Raw genomic sequence first — 24,922 nt, forward strand, 5'->3', positions numbered from 1 at the left:
AAAGCATTGTTACTAAGGATGTAAATTCATCTCCGTAAGAACGCCTAACATATTTTCAGCCGTCAACTGACCAGCTATTTTTTCAGCAAGCAGTTCCCTCAATCGGTATATCTCGGCCATCTTCCGTCTATTCAACCATTTCTTAGGTCGGCGTGGTTCATGGTGTACCCTAGCGCCATATCTTTCGGCACCAATCCTGTTTTGATTATTGGTATATCGTTCATATGCTTTAACACCTTTACCGACCCCCATATCAACAAATCGACCGTACATGGCGAACTTTGTAAGCACCTCAGAAATATTACCCCCGTTTTGCAGCATTTGCCCCGTGATAGATCTTTCCAGTGCGCCGGTTGCTGAAACGTTCTTTAGGCGCAACTCCCGGCGAAGCTTGTCCAGGAAAAGGTTCAACCATCCGGCAATCAATCCGCGCATCTGTATGCGCTCATGCAATTGTCTTTCGTCAGGTGTCATACGCAAAATCCATCAGGTCCAACAAAAGCCAGTGTAAATTGATATCCATACCAACGGACATCCATTGGCCCAACTGGAGAATAGTTCGCCCTTAATGGAACCTGGATCATTTTACCTGGGATGATATTCATCTCACGTTGGTCTTTAAGGATTGATTTAATAACCTCCTTGCCAATATGATAACACCGATTTCGGCAATCTCTCACTTTTTCAAAATCAGCCAGTTTATCAACAATCATAAAAGAACAATTGACGGTATTCAAGTAACTCGCATTGTTCTGATCATCAAGTATGCCGTCCGCTAATTCGAACTGCATTGCAGGCGACTTTGCAACCGAACGTAATGCTGTGTCAAATTCGTTCAGATCATAAGGATCATCAATAACGAAAAATGCCTGATCCGTTGCAGAATCTTTCACATGAAGGATAGCAGGTGATTCCGTCGCCTTACGCTCCAAATAATCGGTGATAATATCAGGACTCATTTTTTATTCCGTTTATATTCTTCAATTTTCTGTTTCAAAAGATTTAAAAACACATATAAATTAGTACGGCTAGTTTCATCAAAATTACCGAGTTTACCACCCGAATACGCAAGTATAGTATCTTCCAAATCGCTTATATTTTCAGTTTGCTTGACCTCCCCTTCCGGCTTTTCGAATACTATAGGAAATCGCCTGACAATATCAGCTCTACATCCTTCATAGAACAATTGGATTGCCTTTAGCACCGTCGGATGCAAAGCCCATTTGAAAAATCTAGCACGACTATTAACACCATTTTCCGTGAGTTCGCAACGAACGTCATCAACGGATTTTCCACCTTTCTGCCGGAACAATGTCGCCGCCAGCGCAAGCAGGTAATCACGTTTTCCAGTTTTGATGTACATTTGGTGAAATAGATCCGCGCGCCTGTATTCACCAATAGTCAAATTTGACAGACGGTTAGCCGGACCATAATACACTCTCCAGCCAATTCTAATTTTGCCGATCAAATTATTGGTCAATTTGTTTTCCAGTAACCACTTCATTTTATCTGCAATAGCTAGATCTTCCCCAGCTTTGAACAAAAAAAAAATCGACTTAGGTATATTATAGAAAAGATATCCTGAAATAGTCAAAACAGAATCTATAGAAAGATGTCGTCGTCCCAATCCACACCACAACAGCAACTCCTTACGGCTCATTGAATTCCAATCCGCAGGCCCCTTAAAACGGTGAACCTTATCATTTACATGTATATCAATTATACTCTTTGCCATATTCAAATTCCGTTAATTCCGACTTTTCCGATAATTCCTAATGGCCAGGACGACTATTCCGATAATAACCAACAAGACTACTACCACTCCTGCAACGGTTTTCCATGAAACAGAATTTTGTTCCGTTACTTCCTTTTTAATGTCGCTGGATTTGGTTTCTTCTTTTTTCTTTTCGACAATCCCATTTTGTTGTGTTCGTATTGATGTACGCTCGCCTTTCAATAACGTATCCGGCAAACTGAAAACACCCGACAAACGATTGGTAGAACTATCCAGCTTCAATGTTAAAGTGTACAAGGAATTGACAAAATTCACGTTTCCATTAAGGATAGGAACATCAATTGGATAAGACCGTACTGGCAACTCGACATTGAGTGACTCATGAACAATTTCAACTACCTTGGAGGTATCAATCAATTCGTACTCCAGTTTCGCCGATTGCTTCAACTCAGATACATGGGATTCCTTTTTGGAGTTCCGAAAAATACTGCAGGAACTCAGGATTCCGAAAAATCCGACAATTCCGATTATTCCGATAGCTTTCCACATAACGAATCAAGTTCAATTAAATCATTTTTTAAATCGCCCACCGACTGGAACTTTCGGAATTCCGAACTCCATTTTTTTTCCAGTGGTTTTTCTTCGATCGGTTTTGCACCAATAAAAAGAAGCGTTACCATACATATAAAAATCTTTTCCATTACTCCATGCTTTTAAGTTTCTCACTCAATTTATGCACCAGGGGTTTTATCTGCCCACGTAAAGTATCTACGATAGCATTACTGCTATCCGCCTTTTCCTTTATTTCTCTGAAAGCCGGATCATATCGTTCCAATAGCTTTTTATAAATCTCCGCCTCTGTTTTGCCCGATAATCTAATTTCCTTTGATATCTGTCCATTGAGATCCTGATTTTCAATATAGAGATAGATTATAGCCGCGATCATAATCACCTGAATGGCCGCTTTACCCTTCGTATCAAATAAGCCGACTACATCCGAAAATACCTTTGCGATCCATCCAAATTTTTGTTCCATTGCCAAATCAACTAATTATAAATAATGTCTGAAATGACATCAACAGAAATAGATATTACTCGTCGGATCATCATTCATTTGCTGAACTGGATAAATTGATTTTTGTGTCACCGGGGCTGTAGGGAAATCAACAGCATTATCCACCAAAAATTTAATCAGCTTCACCCGATTAGCTTCAAATTCGGATGTGAGCTTAATAGATATTCCGCTTAGTGATCTAGACCCAGCAACTGCCTGTTCCTCGATATTATCATTACTACCAGCAGCACTAATTGATCGCTGGTAAACACCATCGCTCCGCAATTCAACCACACGATAAGCAAGTGCATCAGCTATTGCCATCGGAGCCACCACACGCATAGCTAGGCGTTGCAAACGCTTTTCGTTATCCGTCGCATTCAATGCTACTACGCTCATTCCAATCAATTTTTCTAGCAGCACGGTTCCTAAAATAGGCTGTAAGTAATCATCCTGGACAAATTGGATCTGACGTTTGATGTTACGATATAATGATGCTGTTATCGGCACGCCACCAAATGGTCCAAATTCATTGGAGCTTCGGAATAGCGTGTCAAAATATTGCTTCCGCTCATTCGACAAACGCCATTCCCCAAACTCCGCACTTCTAACCTCAAAAGTATTTATCAATTCTTCCAGTGCTTTACATCCCAATTCCTGACAATCCCGTTTGAATGCCAACACCTTTTTATCACTGGCTACCGATCTATTCTGTCCAACTTCGACGTGAATTCCTGCATCGCCGATACGGATAGCACCACTATTGGCGTACACTTCCAAAGACCAGTTAGCGACTATCCGACGTATGATCGTCAATGTTGCTTCATCAGTCAAAACCTTATCTGCAGTAGCCGTTCCAATCACAAATATCACCTCACTTTCCGCACTTTCAATGTATGATTTAAGCGTTATTGGAGAAAAGTTTTTATCAGCAGCCCCGAAGGCACTTTTCAATTGCTGGGGAAATTCACTTGTATTTTCAGAAAAGTATTTCATTTAAAATAGTTTAAGGTTAATATTCCCAAGGGTTTTCTCCTGTTGCCTCGACAAAAGCCTTTCGCATTCGAATGACAAGTTCGGGCAAGCCCTCTTTTAAGCAATCGATGTGAAATTGTGGATCCATAGGTATCAACATGGCATGACAGAAATTATTAAGTGAATCAATACACTGCCCTAATTCATCAAATTTATCTTCCATAACTTTTAATTTATAACCTCTTTACTCGTTTTCCCTTTATCCAATGTCTCCAGCTCAACTTCAATAAACTTGAATTCTAAGCGTGGATATTTCTTTTTCCAACCGTTATATTCAGCGATAAAATAGAGTGGTTCCAATAACAATTCGCGGTGGGGATTGAGCAAGGCGACCTTTGCATTAAATGCCACGCGCTTATCGGAACCACTACCCGAACCCATGTTTTTACCTGGGCTATCCCCTACCAACGTAGGATCCAAATCCAAAGCGCGCATTAAGTGTTGTGATGCTTCCCTACTATCTTCCAAGTTCTCACCGCCCTGTATAGCTTTCTCAATTGGCGTAATTTTCCATCCAGGAATTTCTTTTCCTGTTGCCGGATCATAGCCAACTTCTGAGAGGATTGTTCGTCCACTGGCTTCCACTCCGGTCAATTGTGCATTGATTTCTTTAACCTTTGATTTCTTGATTTCAATTTGTTGTTCAGAGGTTAACTTTGCCCAATCTTTATATGCCGACGGCCAATAAGAAAATGGAATTTGAAGAATGTATTTTGCAGAGAGCAACTGCTTCATCATCGCAGTTTTGCTTTTTGGAACCATTCGCGATATTTCTGCCCATGTAGACGTAATAAAGCCATTCCAATGTGCAAGCTGGTAGTAAATCTTTCCAGGAGAAGGAGACGACACAGGATAGATATACCGACCTACTCTTGATTTTCTTACAGTTTCAACTTTTTCAAAATCATAAGGATCTATAACGTCAATCTTTGTAGTTTCCTTATCATCAGCCTTTGCTTCAGGAAAATTGGCATTGACATAGCACAAAATGATTTTCCCTTTGTCATCCATCTTTTTCCATCGGCAAAATGATGCATCCTGAGTACCGATATACGCGATGGTATTACCGTCTCTAGACTTAATCAACTCCGGGAAAATATTGGCAAACCAAACAAAGTCCGTGGCAGCCTCATAAAAGTATCTTTTAGTGGTGGTGTCGGTAAGGAATAAATCAATTTCATCATCTTGGATTTCCCGATATTGATATTTATTCTTTTCTGTATCAAAATAGCGCTCCATTGCCACAACACCCTTACCAATCAATAAACGAGCCTTCCAATCTAGCATCGTCGGAATTTCTGTCGATAGCTCCGCCATCTCAATCACTCGTTGAGGGAAATCATTATCTTCACCCCAAGTCGCGATATCACTTCCAGCACCGGAATCTTTTATTTTCGGATTTACAGGCTTTATACTTAATTCCCCTAGATTCAATACCTCCCCGATATCCACTAATAAATTTCCACCTCCGACAAGTGCCAAATTTGATGTTATGTATTTTGGTTCACTCATTATTGCACCACCTCCATTCCGTTAAATTTTCATACTAAATGCGAGTGAATTTTGACCAGACGATCACTATTTAAATGCCGGATGTTCCGGGTATGATTTTCATAGTGATTTGGATTTCTATTTTTATCCTTCTTTGATGGTCCACCGACAAAAACAGCAGCATCGAAGCGTATCAGTTTACCACCTTGATGCTTTTTCTGATCACAGGTAACAAACTCAATTGAGAACGGAATCAAATCCCGATCCCGACCACGCATCATAATTGTATTGAGCATGTCTTTGATTGATATAGTTACATTTTCACGCATACCCAAAAATCATGCTTCCTGCTCGCGCGCGAAAGGACACCACCCGAAAGGGAAAGAAAATCTCACGCAAACCATTCCAGTAGAAAAAACACTAAAAAATTCATTTTTAGCGAATTACCCTGAAAATCAAAAATCGAAATTGCTTTGTCACACAATCGACCCCGCCACGCACTATCACTAAGGGAAAGGAAAATGAGCAATTTTTACGATATATGATAGGGGGTGGTAGCCCCCTGCCCGATCTAGGCGATGATCATATCTCCGACCTGCTCGACGTATCCGTATCGTGTCTTAAACTTACCGATGTACAAGGTATCAAAGGCATCACTTAAGTGTGGAGCCTCCTCCTGTTTGATCGAACTATTGGACTCAGGTCGCTTATCCTTCTCGGTTCCATTACTCCCCGATCGTGTCTGCACTTGTTGCATCGATGTGAGCAGTGAATCACAGTTCTCACGATTGAAACGCACAGGCTTGAATTTGCTATCGCTTTCTTTAAATACAGCTTCGAACAGCCTAAAACGCGTATCATGCATAGGCTGTTGACCAATATCAAAGCTATTTACCGTCCAATCATTCTTTATTAATCGAGCCTTAACCATATCAGCAAGAGTTTCCAGCCTTGTAGCGTCCGTTACATTGGCGGTGTTATCATAGTAGTAATTGACAGTATGATTATTGTGATGTTTATAATACTTACAGAATTCATCTACTAAATCATCCAATACTTTCCTTTGCTCACGTTTCACATACATAGACTTTAGCACACGATAAAAACGTTCTGTTTCCTGGCCTATGACCAATGACTTGATTGATGAGTTGTAATCAAATGAGATATCAATAGGCATACCCTTGATCAAGTCACCATCATTACGGCAATCCTTTACTAATCCATCAGGTAGATACAATCCCATTGATTCGATATAAGAATAGTCATAAAGCGAATAACAATGATGATCTGTATCCAGTAGATGATAGAACCCATTTGCTACAGAAATTACATCCTCATTTAATATTGCAGAACGGAATACAGGCCATAACATTTCGCGACGCCATTGTTTGATGGTATCTACCCCTAATATCTCTAAGTTATCCAATGAGGACGCCTCTGAATAATAAACAGAATCTGCACGCAAGGCATTCAGGACACGAACATATTCATTGCGTTTACGGCGATAGTATCTTTTGCTTTCTGTAGTCTCAGCCAAATAGAATTGTTGTTCCAGTCGTTGAGCTTCCAATTGGAAGTTGACGATTTGAGCAATCTTCTTGGTGTCCATCTGCTTCTTTTTATCTAATAGCCATTTAGCAGCGGGATCAGTAGGTTTATCGGAACACAATGTAACCATGTGATGCTCGGCACGTGAGCCAAATATTTCTCTATTACCACGATTGATTGGTACAATATCATCCATGTATCGTTGATGTTTCAAAAATCTAGCCTCGTCACCAATTATAGCATCTACTGTTTTACCATTTGCAGACCCGGGACGGTCCTGGGAAATCAAATGAAACACATGACCATTCCACCAAAATATTGTATGTTCAGGATGTAATACTGGATAAAGAGCATCAGGTATTTTATTTTCTTTAGGAGGTTTTCTACGAACCCAATAATGCAAACCTTCATAATAGCCGAAATTTTCCCAAGCTTTCATCAAAGGCGGCAAGGTACGATCAAGTAATTGCATGTACGTCAATCCAACTACCCCAGTAGCACCACGTGGTAGAGCGTTTGCCGCACAAATACTTCGCCATGCCAAAGGCCCCTGTGTTTTCCCTGTTCCCCGACCCCAAATATCATATTCCTCTTTACACATGGTCAATATAGACCGCTGCTGAGGCTTGTTGAAGTACATTAACTTTTCTCTAAACTTGTCCATCCTCAATATCATCAAAGTCCACATCCTCGGCTTCATCTTCCAGCATCCGGTCAATAGATGTTGATTTGCCTTTTAACTCTTTCAATAAATCCGCTTTCACGGCATCAAGATTTTCTATTTTTTCAAATCCTAACTTAGACGCATCCGTTTCAATAACTGGTTTTATCGGGGTGAATTCCTTATAGTCTGGAATATCGTGGTCTTTTTCATGCAACCCTTTTACTTTACTCAATTCTTTGTAAAATGCAGATGCCGCACGAAAGTCCCCGGCACCATGAGCTTCCATCATCAGTCGTTCACCCCAATAGATATGCATACCGCGCGCATAGTCTTTATCTTCTTTGGATTCAAAAGTTTTAAAAAACTGCTGGGACATTTGGATGTCAATGTACGCCTGCGCTTGAGAAACTCCGAAGCGCGCCATTATCCAGTGAGCGAGTTCTAATTTTTGATAAGGACGGTTTATTCTATGTACTTCTACTTCCATTTGAAGCTCATAATCATACCTAGTTATTTTTTGGACAAAACCTGTCCTCACCTGCGCATCTACCTCTCTAATTCGATCATAGACTCCCTTATCGGTTGGTGAAAGGGAATCGATCTTATTAGCTAAAAAAGCTCTAAAAATACGATCCATGATCGTATCGCCTTTTATATGCTTTGGTCTCAACTCTCCCATTATAGTTCCCCTCCTTTCCGCTCAGCCACCAACTGAGCAATACGCGCTTTTTTCTCTCTTAGCTTTTGTTCAGACTTCGCTTTATTCCGTAACTGATCATCAGGTTTTTGCAGCCGTTTTTCCATCTTGTTCACCTGTACATACAGCCGTTGCAGCTCAGGTGTAGTAAATACTTTCGGTTTCGTCGCAACTGCAGGTAGTTCGCCATGCTCATCAAAGTAATCTATCTTTTCAAAGATCATACGTTTGCGATCAACCAGTTTAAGAATCTGAATAGCGTATTCCAGTCTCGTTTTGTCGGACTTACAACGCGCTAAGGCAAATCGATTAGAGTCGATCTGTCGATATACCTGCTGTAGGTCATATTTGAGTTTTTTTAATATGTAAGAGTTATCAAATTTCTTTTGTTCTATCTGATTGACAGATGGCTTTATTTCCGAGGCCGGGTCAGGATCCGGTTGATCCGATGAAAGCTTTCGCAATTCATCCTCCAGCTTTTTCACTGTATATTCCGACTTGCTTTGAAACAAGTCTTTTAAAAATTGATTGTTAGATAGCGTGTTGAACAATTCTACACCCTGCCAATAATCTTTGTTTTCAAACCATTTATGCACTTCCATACACGCAAAATGCGAAAGGGAAAGTATGAGAGAAAGGACATATATTTGTATAAATTATTAATCTTATGTGTGAAATAACCACCAAATGGGGACCATCCGAATGGTCTGGAATTATACAAGCTGTTGGAGCTATAATTGCATCTATTTTTTTATTCCTTACTTTTCGCAGTCAAAAGAGATCTGAGAAGTTAATGAAAGAATCCGCGGAAATTGATAAACGAGCAAAGCGGGGCGAATATCTTCCTGAAATAAAATTAGAAATACTTACATTTTACCCAACAATAAGTGATGGCTTTGGAGGAGCTAAAATCAGAAAATATAATGGAGAAATTACAACAATTGAAATAAAAGTAATATTTAACAAAAATTCTGTTCAAATATTAGATTTCGAGTTTTTGTAACTAGAAAAGTATATTCAATATGAAATATACCCCTTTCCTTTAGATAGGAATAAGATTCTTTTATCAGGAGAAGCATTCGAACTAAAATTCTCTATCAATCTTCAAAATTATTTTGATTTAGTAAATGATCAAGATCTGGATGATTTTAATAGCATAATAGAATCAAATTTTATAGATTATGAAAGTAGAATTTATCTCAAAAACAAATTATTCTTTGCAGATATGCTTGGTAATAAATATGAATTCAGATTTAATGTAAGTGATTTAAAAACTCTTTATTATTCAGAGCTAATAATGGTTGATTAATTTTTTTATCTTTGCAATTCTCACAACGTTCAAACAAAAAAGCACAAGATAGCGGAAGATCTACCCTCCGGGCTATGCTTGTGCATTTGTTTTTAGAAACGTTGTGAGAGACTTTTTAATTAACCGGAGGGCTATTTTATCTCAACAGTTCTGAAAAAGTCAACCAACAACCTCATCAATTTAATCCTTTTTTTTAATCCTTTAGCTAGATTTTCATCACCATAAGTTGTTACGATATCATCAACGATATCCTCCAACTCGATAATGATATCCTCTTTACCTTGGATGTCTAAATCTTCAACGTGATTAAAGAAATCAACCATTTCAGATTTTAATAATGTTACCGATTGATCATTGTCGGTTTTAAGAATGAGTACATTGTTTACCATATAGATTTATATTAGATGGGAAAATGGGGATTATTATCTAAATGAAGGATGACAATAATAAATATATTACATAAAAAAGCCCCTACAATGAAGGGCTTTCTTTATCCGAACTTTGAGCTTTTTTGCCCTTTATTTTTTGCAGATACCTAGTACCTGCCGTATACAATGCATTCGCTTTATCTAGTGATATATAACGAAAATCAACACGTCCAATTTTAGATTCCAAAATTGGCGAAGTCGTATTCACTACCTCGTAGTGATCTACGATTGCAGGAGACACCTGCCAATTAAGCTTTGCCATTATGGTGCTGGTACTGGAAGTTCGCCGTTATAACGGTAAAAAGGAGATATACCGTACCATCCAAAAGTAACTTTGATACCTTTCTCTCCAGTTGGGCCAGTACCAAAGTTAGTGTCGATGTTTTCCACATCCACCAATAAATCCTCTGTACCCGCTTGATAGAAACCTGGACCACCTTCTGCCCCTTTGAAAAGTAAGATACCTGTTTGATTCTTTACAATTTGAGAGGTACCAAGATTTTGAGCATTAATGAATGGAACAAATGCCTCCAAAGTCCCCTTAGCTATCTTAGATTTCTTCTCCCCTTCTAAAGTGGAATTGGCTCCTGATTTTTCATAAAGACCTATCATCTCGATAGCTGATTTGCCAGTTTTTAAGACATGGGCATCAGTGATTGTCACTAAAGAAGCTGCAGTGGTACCAGCTGCTGGAACCGCTATTGTTTCCAGATACGATCTAGGAATCCAATATACTTTTGGAACTATACCAGCCGGATTCTCACATCCATCCGAATAGCTCAATTTCATATCTGTAATAGTTTCGAAACACATAATTCAATAAATTAAAATTTAACCTTCTACCAAAGTCAATGCGCCTGAACCAGCTTTTACCAATTTTGCTAGTAAATTTGAATCATCTGCAACCTGTTCCTTAGTTTTTCCATCTACTCCGAAGTTAACACGGTAAGTACTTTTGCCGACTTTTGCTCTAATATCTACAATTCCAGTTTTGCTGTTAAACTTTGCAATAGCATCCTCAGCAACTGCTTTCACTTCGGAAATTTCCGTATCCTTTAATTCTAATTGAATTTTAGTCTCGGATTTATATTTGGAAAATTCATTTTCCAAAGTATCGTAAGCCTTTTGTGCGGCTTCTAAAGTTTCAAATTTCATTTTAATACTTTTAAAAATTAGGAATTAGGGATTGGATAGCCAATCCCATTTAATTAATCCATATCATTCATTGTGATAATATCACCATCCTGATAATTAAACCCTAGAACCCCAGTAATACCTAGATCAACAGTATACATATTGGTTTTTACGCCAATAGTCGACATATCTGATAGTAAATCTGTACCCATCATTAAATTAGATTTTGGCGTACATACCAATTGTTCAGATCCAGCCATCCAGCTTACCGGTTTTACAATACATTTTCTGTTTGTTCCTGGTAAATAAATAATACTACCATCCGGAGTAGTATACTTAGATACTAAGTCTTCGTAATCGTCCATTAGATGCTCTAAAGCTGTGATAGAACAATACATGTTCATAACATATGCTGCTTTGTCTGCGTCTGTATGAGCACGATAAACATTTTTCATTTTTTGGTATGTACCTGTCAATATGGAGCCTGTAGAAACAACTTTTTTAATGTCAGTGCTTGCACGACCATCGCTAAGTCTAACTCCAAGGCCAACAGTGATAGCTAAAGCATTAGCGTCTTCAAATTTAAGCTTATGGGTGATTGGACTTTCACCAGCATTTGTCGCGGTAATGACCTTAAAATAATTAACCTCATCATCCAAAGGAAAAGAAATTAATTTACCAACTGCATATGCAGTAGCTGGATCATACGCTTCAAACTTATCTTTTCCGACACCCTTCCAACCTGTGATATTACTTAATTTAGTAGCATTTTCATCAATGATAGCTTCATTGGTAAATTGCGCAAAAGGAATTCTTTTGTTTTCAACGTTTTCTCCTGGACCACGTTCTTCACCTAAATATGAAGTACGGTATTTGGCCGGATGAATTGATAAATCCCGTTGAAATGCATCCACACTTAAAACACGACCAGAATACTCCAAATCGTTACCCTTACTTTTGTAATTACCGGTATACGGTTTTGGTCCATTGTTAATAGTCAGCTTCGTTAAATTTAATGCATGCTTAATATTAGATATTAGAGTAATATCAGAGGCAATGGACATTCCGGTAAGCATTCTTCTATACAACGATTTTTGATACTTGCCCGCATAATTAGCAATCGCTGTCAAGTCAGGACTAATAGTATCAAATAGAACACCTTTTTCCCCTGTTCTTGGGATTAATCCCAATACAAACATTACAATACCAGTACACAATCCAACAGTTGGATTAAAATAGTTAGAAGCGAACATTGCCACTAACATGATCACAAAAAACCCAGCAGCAATTGTGAACAAATCTTTAAAACGATTTCCCATCTTATTTTAATTGTTAATAATTACGAATTAGTTATTTCCATAAATAGCCTCATATTCGGCATCAACGGAAGTACGGAAGTCTTCAACTTCTTGTTGTGTGCCAGTTCCCGGATTATCGGTCTTATCAGTCACCGGAACTACTGGCTGCTCGGCAGGCTTCTTACCTAGATCATTTACTTGTTTTTCAAGTTCCGCAATACGTGCATCCTTTTGAGTAACAGAATTTTCAAGGTCAGTAACCTTGGTTTTCAAACCTGTGTTTTCAGTAGATGCATTTTCCAAACCTTCTAAATAGGAATCAGACACGACAGTTACACCTTCAACACCAGCGTTATGAATTTGCTCATTTACAGCTTCAAACTGGTCAGTCGTTCTATCATTAATAGCCACTTTGGCCAACTCCGATAATTTTGAGTATTTATTAAACAACATATTATTTTGATTTTCTGAATTATTAGTTTCGATCTTGTTAATCTTACCTTGGAACCAAGCAGCAACCTGACCATAAGACATATTTTTCACATTTTCGGGAGTTTCTTCCGCTTCGTAATCTTCAATGATATCGATCAGTCCCTCCGCCAAAGCTTCAGCAGGTGTATAATAATGATCTTCTCCATCAAAGTATTTCGCTTTCACCTGCTCTAATGTCAACCCTAAGCGATCGACTAAGAAACTAGCCAATATATCATCGTACTTTTCGAGGTCTTCTGCTGTTTTCTTTAATGATTTTGAGTTCCCATAACCGTAAACAGATGCTGAATGAAACATCAATAAGGATCCTTTTGCAACATGGGTATTCCCCTTTTTAGCGGCTGCCATAAGAATTGCTGCCATCGAGAATTCTATACCGTCGCCGTAAAGATGAATATGATCATAGAGCGGTGATGATTTTATAGCGTTAGCGATTGGTAAACCCTCCCCTACTGAACCACCAGGGCTATTGACATGGATATCAATTCTGGAACATGTAGTTTCCAATGCATTGAAAACAGCCAAAAAATCAGCGGCATTCACATCGCCCCAATAAGGACCAATGTCACCGTATATTTTAAGTTTACCTACTCCAGTTTTACCGGAAGCTAATACCTGAAAATATCTTTGTTTCATATTCTATCTGCTAAAACCAAACTTTAAGAACCCAAATATCCATTTACAATTAAGGCTGTGAAAGGACACTAAAGCGCCCTTTCAATTTGAGTAACTGAATATTTAAATTCGGTTCCGGCCATATCAGATGGTTTTGCACCGCGATCGCTTGATCTTGAAATTAAAACTGGAGTATCGAGGGTACCAATAATCCTTTTCATACCGTTGAGATCGGTAATACTAATAATTGAGCATTCACCGATGTACCTAGAAAATAAAAATTCATCCTTTTTTGAGGGAAAATGACGTTTGAAGGTTCCGGCATAAGTGTAGGTAATACCTTGATCAGTTTCCTGCTCATCGTCTTTAAGTTGACCAGAATACGGAATATGCCGAATAACTTCCCAATGCTTACCACTTTTAAAACGTAAAGGATTGACCGATATCAGGTCATCAATGTGGCAAAACTCAAATCGAGCAATACCGCCAATATTTTCACCACTATGTAATTTCATATTACAAAGTGATGCATGATTAAAATTTTAGGAAAGGACTATATTTTTTTTGAGTGACACTAATAAGTGTCCTTTTACGTTGGACATACTGGACATGATGGACACTGAAAGAAAAAGTGCGATAATTCATCATTACCGCACTCTGTTTATTTTTATTTGTGTCCAATGACTAAAAAATAGTGTCCACTTGTGTCCAAATATTATTTTTACTTATAATTTAGTAGATATCTCCACTTTCTAGAAGCTCAATTATAATATCCCTTTCCTCTGATCCCATCCATGTCTCATTATTAAAATGTACTTGCCAGCCAAAATGCTTGAAGTATGATATATCCGTAATAAAATAATCATTGAACATGATTCTATAGTTATTACCCCCTGTATGTTCAAGGGGAGATAAATCTATTTCATACCTAATCCCATCTTCCTCAAAAAAACCTATGATCATAGGGTAAAAATACTAATATATTTAGTATTTTAAATTTAAAACATAGCTATTTGTCTATTATTATCTGCAACCGATTCACTTAACATAAGCGGAATAGTCAATAAAGCGTTTTTTGCTTCCGATTTTCTTTTGGCAATCCGTTCACGCTCGCGATAATACCAACGCTTACAATTATCAAAGCTCAAATCATCCTCGGAAAAACCATAGAAATCGAGGAACCTCCTAATGTTATAATCAACATATTCATCCGGCCTATTGTGGGAATGGCACCAACTGTACATATTTTGCTTAATGATAAGATCGACAGCTTTTGAAAATGATTTTATGTTATCATCAGAAATATAACCGCCATGCTTTTTGAGCAAATAGTCAGATACAAAAATATCAATATGTCCACCCAAACTATACTTTTTTGATGGACGAATTTTTCCAGGATCAGACTTGCAAAACGGTTCCATCAGATTTTTGAGCAAGACTGTAATCTGATTGTTATCCGAAAGCTCCAGTTGCTTTCCAAAAGCCGTAGTGATATAAGTTTCCACATGTGGCTCTACTGTAAGTTGGATGATATTTGACATGGCTTTCCTTTTGGCTTTAACTACCTCAAATATAATAAATTAAAACAACAAACTAAAAAATATAGTATTTTACTAAATTATTTAGTTTTTAATATTTAACTTTGGACATGATTGGACATAGTTGGACACGTTTAATATAGTATTATATAGGTTTAATAGTATATATATAATATGATAAGTTTATAATTATCAATACTATATAAAGAATGGTAGTTGCTCATTGTTCTTGCGTGTCCACAATGTCCATTATGTCCAATCAAAATAACGCTTCGGAATGAATAAAAATAATTTATACAAGACTTATGAGGATATTGCCCGCCGTCGCCCTCATACTCGTAAAATATTCACAAATGGAATTCCATTTGGCTTTGCTGAATCTATTCGCCAATCGGCTCTCAATGCAGCAAGACATGTGGGAATACAGGCCGGTGAACGAATTATTTACGAAGCATATTCAAGCTGGCCGGAACTGATAGATGATGAAATAAATATTTTGAGAAATGAATGTACCATTGACAACGGAAATTCTGAGGGACCTGAAAAGTAAGGGATACAATATTCTTAAGTCCTCAAATTGTGTGGATGATGCCACCCAATATTTTAGTCCAGCAAAGATTAACGATCTTTGGAAATTTTTAGAAGAACTGAGCCGAGAATCTGCAACCGTAGTGATCGAGGAAATTTTAGATGCACCGGAAGATTCTTTTGAAGGTAAATTTCTACGAGTCTACTAATGAAAAAGCCAACTTTAAAGTTGGCTTTACGATGTATAATTGTTATTAAGTTTTAAATTTTCTTTTGTTAAATTAAAAGTTTGTTTTTAACTAAAGTACTTTCAATTTGTTCAGGTTCTTGCGAAAGAACTTTTAATAATATTTGACTAATTGATTTAATCCCTGATTTAGCTTTATCCAATGTTTCTATGGCAGATTCTGAGAACGGTATAGTTGTATCTTTAACACGGCCATGATATTGCCTATTTTCTATATAATTAGCATATTCTTTTTTGAACAAATTAACCCCGCTTTCTTTTAATTCTATATCGTGCTGTTCTATTTTCCTTGCATAATACCAATTAACTGACTCGCCCCCATTTAATTCTTCTTTAATCAATACCATGTAATCCAACCCTAACATTGGTATATCTGCTACAGATGAAAATTTTGAATCAAATTTTCTTTTTCCGAAATCTTCACAAGAATAGAAACCAGTAGCACTATAATGTATTTCTATCCATAATGATAACACTTTTTTAGATTCTCTATATGCAATTGTAGCGCTAATAATTTCACTCTCAATTTTAGAAAGATCCTTTCCTTCAAACAAATTTCCTTTTAACCCTATTTTATCGGAAACAGCCCAATCAAGATGTATTTTAAATACACCGTCTTTGTTTACGTTTACGTTATAACAATGGTCAACACCGTCGACGTTTATTTTTATTTCTTTAACTTTTGCCATTTTATTTTAATATTTAAATTTCGTTGATTTTACAAACTGTCTAGCCCATTTTTGGTACTTTTCTATTATAGAATTTCTGTGTTCTAATATTGGCTTTCCGGTACGCCCTGATTCAAGGATCACCCATTCTTTTTCTTTACAGAGGTAAAATTCCCAGCTTCGGGTTCGCCTCTGCCAGTATGGACTTCTGTACTCATCGTTTCCGTTTCCATAGTGATATCCACACCTGGAAAAATCTGTTATTTTAGATAGTTCTTTGAAAAAATCTTTTCTAGTCATACCTTAATAAATCAAAACCTCCTTCCGAATTCTGTCAACACTGCCTCATGATTCCTACGGAATGTAGGTTCCGTTTCAAGTCTCGCATCGAATACTTCAAAGTAATAATTGATAGTTGTTCTGTCTCTGCGGAGTTCTTTACCAATCTGAGCAAATGTATAACGAAATTTATTCCTAAGCACCCACGCAAAAAATATTCGACTGTCTACTACGATAGGAAAATGGCTCCGGCCAATTAGCTTAGACTTACTAACTCCCATTATTTTGAAAATCACCTCAAAAACAGATTCAACGTTTTTTGAAATATGATTTTGCTGGCTAACTGGCAACCCTACATAAATCATTGGATGTATCATGATTCTAATTTTTTAGTTCTACAATCAATTTGTGTGGCGACCCAAGCCGCCACAAATGCAATAAGAGGTATCATATTGTTATTCCGTTTAAGTCCCAATACACTGCACATACCATATCAATTTGCCTTAAGCAATCATCAACGGGATCATGCGTTACTTTTCTAGCAAAATGTTTTGCCGTTTCTGACCTAATTGCCACAAAAGTTCTAACATCCCTTTCTCTCCAATAAGGGAATGGCCAAGGATTATTTAACGCATTTTTCAGAATAACTAAATCAAATGATGGACTATTAGACCACAATCTGACTTCATCAACACATTTTTCAATAATGAAATCATTTAGATGTTCAACAGATCTTCTAACCCATTCGCCTCCCGAAAGACTACTTGCTAGAACATTTGCATCCTGCTCAATCCACCATTTCAAGGTTTCTAAACCGATTGTATGTCCATCACGAACTTGCATACTAACATCGCATTTGGAACTATACTCTTGACCACATTCTCCATCAGAAATATTGAATGGTATTGCACCAATACTTAATATGACAGATGTAGGCGTTGTATCTAAAGTTTCGATGTCAATCATAACATCTGTAAATAGTCTTTCCATAAAATTTATCTTTTAAAGTTTCGTCTATGAAACTTGGTCCTTAATTTTTCTTGTTTAAAATCTCTTTTTGCAACTTTTTTTTTGAGTTGTACTATAGTATTTGAAGCAAGTGCAATCCGATTGAAAATGCCAACATCGACATTAAGCCTATTTCTACCCCAAGTTGGAAATTTCAACAAACTTGAATCATTGTAATAATTGCTTACTATAGTATACTCAGCATTTAATGAATACATTTGGGACAGTCTGACAATAATTTGTGACAATCTAAAACCGTCTTCTACCAAACCTCCTTGACAATCTAAATAAACTCCAATTCTCAGCTTTTCTTCATTGTCTGATAAATCCCCTTTTAATATTTCAATTTGACATTCAAAAGCTAGAATTTCTAAAATCAAGCAACCATCGAACTTTTCATTATGGTATAATTGGCACTTTACTTCAATATTCGTCATAACGTTACCTCCTTTCTATCGGGTTCAGGAAAGCCAGCATTAAAAGCGTCCATTTGTACAGATTTTGGAGCTGCAACGACCTCATCTTCAAAATCAATTCCCATCTCTTTATATTTATTTTTAAGCTGCAACGGATCTGTTTCGCGAATTAAATTAATACCCAAATCAGCATATTTGAAAACATAACATGAGGTGTACTTTCCACCAAATTGTTTTTTTTGCTTTCCTACGAAAGTTCTAAGGTCTGATGATAAATAGTCTTCTAAAGTAGCTTTATCCAATATAACTGCCTCTCTACGACGGTGCATAGCTTCCGCATAAAGTTGATATACGTCTTGAATACGTATGTATAAAAATCCATCTCCTGTTTTGAATTGTTGGCCCTCTTGTATTTCCAATCCCGAAAACAATTGCTCGACAACTTGCCAAAATTTGGCAGTATCATCTGTTCCCTTGACAATTACATGCTGATTTAATAGCAGATCCTTACATACTTTCAATAATTGTTCATAAGTAAACGGAAATTCAACCCTATTGCACATCATCGAATAAACAGTCAAAAGCATAGCGTAATTTTTAACCATACGTTCGTCGATGTCCTCCGCTTTAACGGTATCGTAGAATTCCTTTACTTTAGTTCCAAAATCTCGTTTAAAGTGCTTTTCAAAGAATGATCGATTTGACAATAAACCTGCAGTAATATGACTAATACCTTCGAACTCAACATCCTTTAAAAAATTATAGTCAATGCGTTCATCGTCGGTAAAGTTTGTTTTTGTTTGAGTTACCATTATTGTCCGTGTGAATAGTGCATTCTCAGCTGTCGGCATTTCTTGACCACTCATTGCTAATGCAGATCTCACAGGAACTACGTTTGTTTCATAGGTTTGATCCTTGTTTCCTCTCTCAGGTCCTTTTCTGTCGAAAGTATTCTTAATACTTTCTATTGACTTTGGATTTATGTTATTCTTATATTCATCAAACCAAACTATTGAGTTCACGTATTGAGCGAGCTTTCGCATAAAGCCGACAATAGTGGAAGCACCTCCCAGCATTAATTGATCCTGACCTTCCCCGAATAATCTCATTATTGATTCCAGAATTGCTCCTTTTCCGGTTCCGCGCTTACCGTAAACAAAAAATATTGGGAATCTATTGTTCATTCCAGTGAAAATTATATCAGAAAAAAGAGCAGATATATAGAATAGCATCGCTATCATACCGTTACTGCCAAATACTTTGTAATATAGAATGGCCCAATGCTCAAAAGTCACCTCGCTCTTCTGATAAATGAATTTTTTGTCATTTACATACATTGATTCATAATCAGCGAAAACACTTGATAATGCTGGTATGAAGTAGTTAAATGTATCACCTTCCCTTTCAATTGAAACAATTCCATAATTGTCAGTTTCGATAAAACGTTTTTCAACAGTATCGTAAACACCGTTAGCAAAAGCATAGAATTTTCCTTTTTTATTCCATCCTAATTCCTGGACGGTGACAGTCGGAGTTTCATCGCGTTGTAACATATCCTGCAATCTTATCAAATCAAAATCCTGTCCCTTCCATAGAAAATTCCCTACACGCGCGATGACCTTCTTAAATGATCCTGCACTAACAAAATCGTCAGTATTAATCCGAACAACTCTATCTAATCCATGAATATTTTTTATGCTAATCAATCGATAAGCGGCTTCATTGCTTGTTGTCATGTGAAACAGGATCTTCATTTTGAAATTGGAAATCTCCCGTGGACCTCCCTTCGTATCCAATGAAAAATAAGTTTGGGTTCTTTTATTGAGATAGATACCATATTTAGCCCAATCTTCTCCCGAATCGGGATCACCAATTATTGATTTTGCATCAGCTAGTTTTTGCTGTTCTTCGATAGTACGAGGTAATTTAATCTCGCATCCTTCTGATTGCGCTATTTTAAAAAATTTGCCAGCAGTTTGAAACCTTCCCTTTTTTACTGCATCATCAAACTTATCATCAGTAGCTTTTGGATCATATTCAGCATGGAATTTTGATACCCTGTGGAAAATGTTTCTTCCGGGTTCACCTAGTGCGGCCAAAGAAAATGCAATAAGCTGCCAGTCATCGTAATCCGAAGTAAGATCGATTTGCTTTTCCTCAATCTGTTCCACAACGTACAATGCACGTCTTAAATCCTTATTCTTTTTAAATTGAGCTTGGGCATCTTCTTCCTGTTTTATGAGTTTCGGTGATTTTTCTTGCTCCAACTCAAATGGTTCAAATTCATAAGGTTCCGAAAGTTCTATTTCAAATAATTTACTACCAGGATTGTAGTAAAGATTTGGATCATAAGAAAGAAAACATGCACGTGCTATATCTCTCACACCCTTATCAACAATTAATGAAAGCTCTTTTTCGAAAAACTCTTTTAAAACATCAAACGTATTTCCGTGGTCATCGGGAACGATCTTTATGCCAACTTTATATCCATTACCGGATGGAGATCTAAAAACAAAACACACAAAATCTAACTGACACAATTCGTCAAAAACAATATCAAATTCTTCCAACAAACGAGGATTTGAAATTTCTTCTTTGCCTTTAACTTTTTTATATGGATCCAGGTCAATGCAAATTATCCCTGAATGCTTAACCAAAAATTCCGTATCTCGTTGTTTAAATTCACCCGAAAAAGTAACGTATGGCAAACAGTTTTTTAATGTCTTACGAACAATCTTATTGTTGCATGCCCTTAGCTTCTCAATGTCGGCTTTGTAACTTTCAGACTTAATAAGATCCAATGTCTCCTTAATGCCCAATTTTTTTGAAGGCTTTGTATTTTTTATTGGTCCAGGATAAAAACTAAATATATATGAATTATCCATTATCTACCTCCTTTACATGATTGTAATAGTTTACAGCTATCCCATCCTTTATCAGATAATTCAAATCTCCGTGCCTTTTGTAAATCTCTTTGAAAAACTTTTCATAATCGAATGCGTACCCAAATTCATTTGAAATGCCATTTTTTCCAATTGAAAATTTAAAAATTGTTCTCTTTGGGTGAATTAGACCCCATTCCTCAGCATTGAAATCATCGTATAACCTAACGCTCCTTCTACTTACATATACTTGCAAATCATCCTTCAATGACTCAATCTTTTTACAGCAGGAAATAAAGATTTCCTTCCATTCTTCATGAGTGAACGAGGTTATAGGCCGCAAGATCGGCCTTATTTTATTTAACGATGGTTTACTACCTCCAACAGTCAAAACACTCCAAAACTGACCGTTCTTGTCCCATTGATGTAATCCAACTATTGTATCAAATTGCTTGTTGACGTAGTCATTTTTATAATCAAGCATTTCAGCTTGCAAGCCATATGGTAGATAATTTGATAATATTTCTACAGTTAGTGTTTTCATTACTTTCCCTCCTCCAAATCATTTAATAAATATTTACCTAAGTCATCGCAATAAGAAATCTCATCTTCAAAAGAATGAATCGGCATACAGAACACCTCTACCTCATTTATTCTAAAAACTGTTTTATCGTATTTCTTAGTTTGAGATACCATTGTAACCGTATTACTATTTAATATTTTAGCGGCTTCAATTAGCAGAATCAAACAATCACCACTGAAAATGTGATGCCCAATTTTAACACCTACATATTCACTAAAAACTTTACTGTGGTAGGTTCTTTGATATTTATCTTTCAATCCGGAGCCTTCACATATAGGACACTCGTTTTTATGTTCAAAAACTTTATTTTGATACTGGAAATTGAATTTTACATCTTTATCCCCCTTACAAGCCTCGCATAGAGGAGACTCCATTGGTATTTTTTTCATTGCCTCATTCAGCCAACTTAATGGTATATCTATCCAAAGATTTTCCGAATAGTACGCTAAAACAGTAACTAAATCGCCACGATCTTGATAATCACTTTTCTCAGGAATCATCACCAAGGAATACGAATTTGTTGCAACTGTTTTATCATAGAAAGTAAATGGAGATTGCATCCACGTTCTACCATACCTATCGTTTTCCTCTTTTAGTTTAAAGAGGTCAAGCAGCTTTACATATTCATCTTTCATCTTTTCTATTTTTTAGGTTCACTATATTTTTTTAGTTCGATACATGCAGCAATGACGATAACCACCATCATTGCTGCTAATTCGTAGGATGCCATTGCTAGAATGGTAGATCATCTTCTGCGTCGGCGGCAACTCTGACCCTATCTCCAAGCTTGAACACCTTGATATTCATACCTACTGAATAACCTTTACCCTCTCCATCTTTGCGATCAAATTCACGGCCTTTTAGATAAACCTCAACATCTATTTTTCTACCGATATCATTTGTAGTAATTGGGTTCTTATCGATATTATCATTGAATTGATCGATTTGAAATTTTTCGTCAGGACCTTTCTTTTCACCATAACTGTCGGTCCATCCAGGGACCATTACGACAATGCTCTGTCTTTTTCCGGTTTTTAAACCTTCACCATAATTTGAGATTTCAACGCTTTCGACGATTCCTTTAAAACTTGTTGTAGCCATGATATTTATGTATTTAGAATGATAGATTTTATTAACTAACTAATGCTCTTACTTGATCGAGATTGACCATTGGAAGTAATGACCCACTAGATTCCTTTGGTAGTAAATCAAAAGCCTCAGGAAAGTGCTTTTTAACCTGTAATGCTGTTTTTAAACCAAAAATAGTTTCACTTACTATCTTAAATGATTGTCTGTACTCACTTCTGAGTTTATCATATTGAGCATCTAGTTCGAAAAGTTTTTTGATCTCATCAGAATCTCCTGATATAACAATTGTATTACTCCAACCTTCACCATTGAATGGGACCCTGTGCGATAAGTTAACTTCAATACGTGATTTGTTGGTGTGAGGGTAAATAAATTGTGCTGCTTTAGCATATTTAAAGTATCCTTTGTACTTGTAAGAAGCTTCCAAAATAGTCTTTGGAACAGAATTAGTAGCTATTACTGTAGCAATTTGTTCCATTTGAGATTCAATAATTTTGTAAGATTCTTTTTTCTTTGCCAGTAATTGTTCGGCTGTAGCCTCAGCTAGATTTTTTGATATTCTCATGTTTTTATTGATTAGTGTTATTTTACTTGATTAATTTCTTTGAACTCGGCGCACCACAATACGATCGGTGCAATTGTGTCCTGGAATAATGGGAAAAATCTACTTTCCCTGTGAGGGGCGAGCATTTTGATAAAATCCATATTGCGAACAACTTTGGCGCAAACAGACTTTAAAGAACTCTCCATATTGTTTGCTATCATCAAAAGCAGTTTGTCGATTGCTGCTGCCCTGCGACCGTCAAGGCGTTTGGAAGCCCTAAGATTATTTTGGCGACTCACCACCCATTTACGTATTCGATCCAAAATGTAAGAGCGAACCTCACGTTCCCAAATGATAACAGCAAAATCCATCGGAACGATATTCAAAGTTTTCTTTGGAAGCCTAGCCTCCTTTGGAAAGCAAACGACACCTTGACCATTTGCTTGATTTACATTAATCTGTAGCATAGTTTATATTTATTATTTAATAGGTTTGATATAGATCATTTCGGAGTAGGGCAAAACGCTTGTAAGTTGCTTACCCATGACGTATAGAGACAATTCTATTCCATCTTCGCGAACATCGGTTACGTAGCACATGTGCGCACCACCTTTACGGATGATTTGCAACTTATTACTTCGATCCATGCTAAATCGGAAAGACGATGACCACATTTTGTTAGCTAGTTCAAAACACTGTCCTACTTTGACCAGGTCTTTACACATTTTCTTTGTTGCCATAATTTTTAAGATTGGTTATCTGATATTTTTTAGAATCGCAAATGATACCATTTCAAGCTTGTTATCTACACCGAGTTTGCGTTGTATATTCTGATTATGCGTACTTACAGTATCTTCAGAAATTGAAAGTATATCAGCTATCTCTTTATTAAATTTTCCCTGAGCTACGCATCGAAGAACTTTTACTTCCTGCTTAGTAAGGAATCCATTTGCTACCTTAATTGTAGCGCATAGCTTACCTTCATGCACACAATTACCACGTCTACCACAATCAAAAAATTCAGTGTAATCAATATTTCCTTTGGAATCTATATCCGGCTCTAAATCGAATCCTCCAAATCGACAGATAATATATTGCTTAAGCATTTCATCGCGCTGAGTGAGATCCCATGCCACTAAAGCATTAAGGGCTTCCTGATTTTGTAGCATATCAATTGCCACTACTTCTAGTATCCAATTGGGAATATTTTCCCAATCAAATGTTTGACCTCTATGCAAACATTTGATATCATTGTTATGAACATAGAACTCAACGCCATTATCTTCAAGCCCTGCAGGTAATACCTGGGATATTTTATTTAGGTTAAGCATGGTCTATAGCTCTTCAATTTTTCTAAACAATTCCGACTTCTCCTTTTTATCCTCTTCGATTACTTCTAATGCTTTTGCAAGAACATCATTCAATTGTTTCTTATTTCTTCCTGAGAATACATTGCTAACAGTGCTTACACTTACATTAAGTTGATCAGCTATTTTCTCCATAGCACCGTTGGGAAGTAAGGACTTAACCTTGTTAAGTTTTTTGGTAGTAATGTGGGATTGTGGTTGCATATTTTTATAACGTAATTTGATGACACAAATATGCAATCAAATAACATAAATGCAAAATATTTACACTCT

Annotated in this window: 36 protein-coding genes; 2 read left to right on the forward strand and 34 right to left on the reverse strand. The window is 36.8% G+C overall.

Annotated features, from left to right (window positions below):
* Nucleotides 1-12: 12 nt before the first annotated feature.
* The 13 genes from OGI71_RS14510 to OGI71_RS14570 form a co-directional block, all read right to left on the reverse strand.
* Entirely contained in the window at nt 13-474 is a 462-nt protein-coding gene (locus tag OGI71_RS14510) for a hypothetical protein (protein WP_282249875.1), read from the reverse strand.
* Nucleotides 471-959, reverse strand: a complete 489-nt coding sequence (locus tag OGI71_RS14515) for a hypothetical protein (protein ID WP_282249876.1) — start codon at nt 957-959, stop codon at nt 471-473. The genes OGI71_RS14510 and OGI71_RS14515 overlap by 4 nt, the downstream gene beginning before the upstream one ends.
* Nucleotides 956-1,735, reverse strand: a complete 780-nt coding sequence (locus OGI71_RS14520; protein ID WP_282249877.1) for a hypothetical protein — start codon at nt 1,733-1,735, stop codon at nt 956-958. The genes OGI71_RS14515 and OGI71_RS14520 overlap by 4 nt, the downstream gene beginning before the upstream one ends.
* A gap of 12 nt (nt 1,736-1,747) precedes the next feature.
* The gene (locus tag OGI71_RS14525) at nt 1,748-2,284 is read right to left on the reverse strand and encodes a hypothetical protein (RefSeq protein ID WP_282249878.1); all 537 of its coding nucleotides are present in this window, start codon (nt 2,282-2,284) and stop codon (nt 1,748-1,750) included.
* Nucleotides 2,263-2,436 (reverse strand): hypothetical protein, encoded by a 174-nt coding sequence (locus OGI71_RS14530; protein ID WP_282249880.1) that lies wholly within the window; start codon nt 2,434-2,436, stop codon nt 2,263-2,265. Before OGI71_RS14530 ends, OGI71_RS14525 begins: the two co-directional genes overlap by 22 nt.
* Complete coding sequence (locus OGI71_RS14535; RefSeq protein ID WP_282249882.1) at nt 2,436-2,771, reverse strand: hypothetical protein; 336 nt, start codon at nt 2,769-2,771, stop codon at nt 2,436-2,438. The genes OGI71_RS14530 and OGI71_RS14535 overlap by 1 nt, the downstream gene beginning before the upstream one ends.
* A 39-nt stretch (nt 2,772-2,810) precedes the next feature.
* Nucleotides 2,811-3,785: a DUF6712 family protein gene (locus OGI71_RS14540; RefSeq protein WP_282249883.1), complete on the reverse strand. Its 975-nt coding sequence runs from the start codon at nt 3,783-3,785 to the stop codon at nt 2,811-2,813.
* A 16-nt stretch (nt 3,786-3,801) separates the two neighbouring features.
* Nucleotides 3,802-3,987, reverse strand: coding sequence for a hypothetical protein (locus OGI71_RS14545; RefSeq protein WP_282249884.1), 186 nt, complete (start codon nt 3,985-3,987; stop codon nt 3,802-3,804).
* A gap of 5 nt (nt 3,988-3,992) precedes the next feature.
* The gene (locus OGI71_RS14550) at nt 3,993-5,336 is read right to left on the reverse strand and encodes a hypothetical protein (RefSeq protein WP_282249885.1); all 1,344 of its coding nucleotides are present in this window, start codon (nt 5,334-5,336) and stop codon (nt 3,993-3,995) included.
* A 29-nt stretch (nt 5,337-5,365) separates the two neighbouring features.
* Nucleotides 5,366-5,644, reverse strand: coding sequence for a hypothetical protein (locus OGI71_RS14555; protein ID WP_282249886.1), 279 nt, complete (start codon nt 5,642-5,644; stop codon nt 5,366-5,368).
* A gap of 242 nt (nt 5,645-5,886) precedes the next feature.
* On the reverse strand, nt 5,887-7,527 hold the full coding sequence (locus OGI71_RS14560) for a hypothetical protein (protein WP_282249887.1): 1,641 nt from the start codon (nt 7,525-7,527) through the stop codon (nt 5,887-5,889).
* Complete coding sequence (locus OGI71_RS14565; RefSeq protein ID WP_282249888.1) at nt 7,514-8,164, reverse strand: hypothetical protein; 651 nt, start codon at nt 8,162-8,164, stop codon at nt 7,514-7,516. The genes OGI71_RS14560 and OGI71_RS14565 overlap by 14 nt, the downstream gene beginning before the upstream one ends.
* Before the next feature lie 41 nt (nt 8,165-8,205).
* Entirely contained in the window at nt 8,206-8,826 is a 621-nt protein-coding gene (locus OGI71_RS14570; RefSeq protein ID WP_282249889.1) for a hypothetical protein, read from the reverse strand.
* Nucleotides 8,827-8,891: 65 nt separating this feature from the next.
* Here OGI71_RS14570 and OGI71_RS14575 point away from each other — a divergent pair, with 65 nt between their 5' ends.
* Nucleotides 8,892-9,227: a hypothetical protein gene (locus OGI71_RS14575; protein WP_282249891.1), complete on the forward strand. Its 336-nt coding sequence runs from the start codon at nt 8,892-8,894 to the stop codon at nt 9,225-9,227.
* A gap of 437 nt (nt 9,228-9,664) precedes the next feature.
* Here OGI71_RS14575 and OGI71_RS14580 read toward each other — a convergent pair whose 3' ends face one another.
* From OGI71_RS14580 to OGI71_RS14615, 8 genes are all read right to left on the reverse strand, one after another.
* Entirely contained in the window at nt 9,665-9,922 is a 258-nt protein-coding gene (locus OGI71_RS14580) for a hypothetical protein (protein WP_282249892.1), read from the reverse strand.
* An 82-nt stretch (nt 9,923-10,004) separates the two neighbouring features.
* Nucleotides 10,005-10,223, reverse strand: coding sequence for a hypothetical protein (locus OGI71_RS14585; protein WP_282249894.1), 219 nt, complete (start codon nt 10,221-10,223; stop codon nt 10,005-10,007).
* Nucleotides 10,223-10,774: a hypothetical protein gene (locus OGI71_RS14590; protein ID WP_282249895.1), complete on the reverse strand. Its 552-nt coding sequence runs from the start codon at nt 10,772-10,774 to the stop codon at nt 10,223-10,225. Before OGI71_RS14590 ends, OGI71_RS14585 begins: the two co-directional genes overlap by 1 nt.
* 18 nt (nt 10,775-10,792) lie before the next feature.
* Nucleotides 10,793-11,116, reverse strand: a complete 324-nt coding sequence (locus tag OGI71_RS14595) for a hypothetical protein (protein ID WP_282249897.1) — start codon at nt 11,114-11,116, stop codon at nt 10,793-10,795.
* A 53-nt stretch (nt 11,117-11,169) separates the two neighbouring features.
* Entirely contained in the window at nt 11,170-12,414 is a 1,245-nt protein-coding gene (locus OGI71_RS14600) for a hypothetical protein (RefSeq protein ID WP_282249898.1), read from the reverse strand.
* A 27-nt stretch (nt 12,415-12,441) separates the two neighbouring features.
* Nucleotides 12,442-13,521, reverse strand: coding sequence for a Clp protease ClpP (locus OGI71_RS14605; RefSeq protein ID WP_282249899.1), 1,080 nt, complete (start codon nt 13,519-13,521; stop codon nt 12,442-12,444).
* Nucleotides 13,522-13,589: 68 nt separating this feature from the next.
* A complete protein-coding gene (locus OGI71_RS14610; RefSeq protein ID WP_282249900.1) occupies nt 13,590-14,015 on the reverse strand; it encodes a hypothetical protein in 426 nt (141 codons plus the stop codon).
* 483 nt (nt 14,016-14,498) lie between these two features.
* Entirely contained in the window at nt 14,499-15,041 is a 543-nt protein-coding gene (locus tag OGI71_RS14615; protein ID WP_282249901.1) for a hypothetical protein, read from the reverse strand.
* Between the two features lie 274 nt (nt 15,042-15,315).
* Between OGI71_RS14615 and OGI71_RS14620 the strand changes: the two genes are divergently transcribed.
* The gene (locus tag OGI71_RS14620) at nt 15,316-15,588 is read left to right on the forward strand and encodes a hypothetical protein (protein WP_282249902.1); all 273 of its coding nucleotides are present in this window, start codon (nt 15,316-15,318) and stop codon (nt 15,586-15,588) included.
* 254 nt (nt 15,589-15,842) lie between these two features.
* Here OGI71_RS14620 and OGI71_RS14625 read toward each other — a convergent pair whose 3' ends face one another.
* From OGI71_RS14625 to OGI71_RS14685, 13 genes are all read right to left on the reverse strand, one after another.
* Nucleotides 15,843-16,502 (reverse strand): hypothetical protein, encoded by a 660-nt coding sequence (locus tag OGI71_RS14625; protein ID WP_282249903.1) that lies wholly within the window; start codon nt 16,500-16,502, stop codon nt 15,843-15,845.
* 6 nt (nt 16,503-16,508) lie between these two features.
* Nucleotides 16,509-16,781, reverse strand: coding sequence for a hypothetical protein (locus OGI71_RS14630; protein WP_282249904.1), 273 nt, complete (start codon nt 16,779-16,781; stop codon nt 16,509-16,511).
* A gap of 426 nt (nt 16,782-17,207) precedes the next feature.
* Nucleotides 17,208-17,750, reverse strand: coding sequence for a 3'-5' exonuclease (locus tag OGI71_RS14635; protein WP_282249905.1), 543 nt, complete (start codon nt 17,748-17,750; stop codon nt 17,208-17,210).
* Between the two features lie 5 nt (nt 17,751-17,755).
* The gene (locus OGI71_RS14640) at nt 17,756-18,205 is read right to left on the reverse strand and encodes a hypothetical protein (RefSeq protein ID WP_282249906.1); all 450 of its coding nucleotides are present in this window, start codon (nt 18,203-18,205) and stop codon (nt 17,756-17,758) included.
* Nucleotides 18,202-21,069: a BT4734/BF3469 family protein gene (locus tag OGI71_RS14645; protein WP_282249907.1), complete on the reverse strand. Its 2,868-nt coding sequence runs from the start codon at nt 21,067-21,069 to the stop codon at nt 18,202-18,204. Before OGI71_RS14645 ends, OGI71_RS14640 begins: the two co-directional genes overlap by 4 nt.
* Nucleotides 21,062-21,610 (reverse strand): hypothetical protein, encoded by a 549-nt coding sequence (locus tag OGI71_RS14650; protein ID WP_282249908.1) that lies wholly within the window; start codon nt 21,608-21,610, stop codon nt 21,062-21,064. The genes OGI71_RS14645 and OGI71_RS14650 overlap by 8 nt, the downstream gene beginning before the upstream one ends.
* The gene (locus OGI71_RS14655) at nt 21,610-22,284 is read right to left on the reverse strand and encodes a hypothetical protein (protein ID WP_282249909.1); all 675 of its coding nucleotides are present in this window, start codon (nt 22,282-22,284) and stop codon (nt 21,610-21,612) included. Before OGI71_RS14655 ends, OGI71_RS14650 begins: the two co-directional genes overlap by 1 nt.
* 97 nt (nt 22,285-22,381) lie before the next feature.
* Nucleotides 22,382-22,750 carry a hypothetical protein gene (locus OGI71_RS14660; protein WP_282249910.1) on the reverse strand — a complete coding sequence of 123 codons (369 nt, stop codon included), beginning with the start codon at nt 22,748-22,750 and terminating at the stop codon, nt 22,382-22,384.
* A 31-nt stretch (nt 22,751-22,781) separates the two neighbouring features.
* On the reverse strand, nt 22,782-23,303 hold the full coding sequence (locus OGI71_RS14665) for an Nmad5 family putative nucleotide modification protein (RefSeq protein ID WP_282249911.1): 522 nt from the start codon (nt 23,301-23,303) through the stop codon (nt 22,782-22,784).
* Between the two features lie 17 nt (nt 23,304-23,320).
* Entirely contained in the window at nt 23,321-23,749 is a 429-nt protein-coding gene (locus OGI71_RS14670; RefSeq protein ID WP_282249912.1) for a hypothetical protein, read from the reverse strand.
* 12 nt (nt 23,750-23,761) lie between these two features.
* Entirely contained in the window at nt 23,762-24,022 is a 261-nt protein-coding gene (locus OGI71_RS14675) for a hypothetical protein (RefSeq protein WP_282249913.1), read from the reverse strand.
* 15 nt (nt 24,023-24,037) lie between these two features.
* On the reverse strand, nt 24,038-24,613 hold the full coding sequence (locus tag OGI71_RS14680) for a helix-turn-helix transcriptional regulator (protein ID WP_282249915.1): 576 nt from the start codon (nt 24,611-24,613) through the stop codon (nt 24,038-24,040).
* A 3-nt stretch (nt 24,614-24,616) separates the two neighbouring features.
* The gene (locus OGI71_RS14685) at nt 24,617-24,853 is read right to left on the reverse strand and encodes a hypothetical protein (protein WP_282249917.1); all 237 of its coding nucleotides are present in this window, start codon (nt 24,851-24,853) and stop codon (nt 24,617-24,619) included.
* Between the last annotated feature and the right edge of the window lie 69 nt (nt 24,854-24,922).

The organism is Sphingobacterium sp. ML3W (genome assembly GCF_029542085.1).
In the GTDB taxonomy this organism is placed as follows: Bacteria; Bacteroidota; Bacteroidia; order Sphingobacteriales; family Sphingobacteriaceae; genus Sphingobacterium.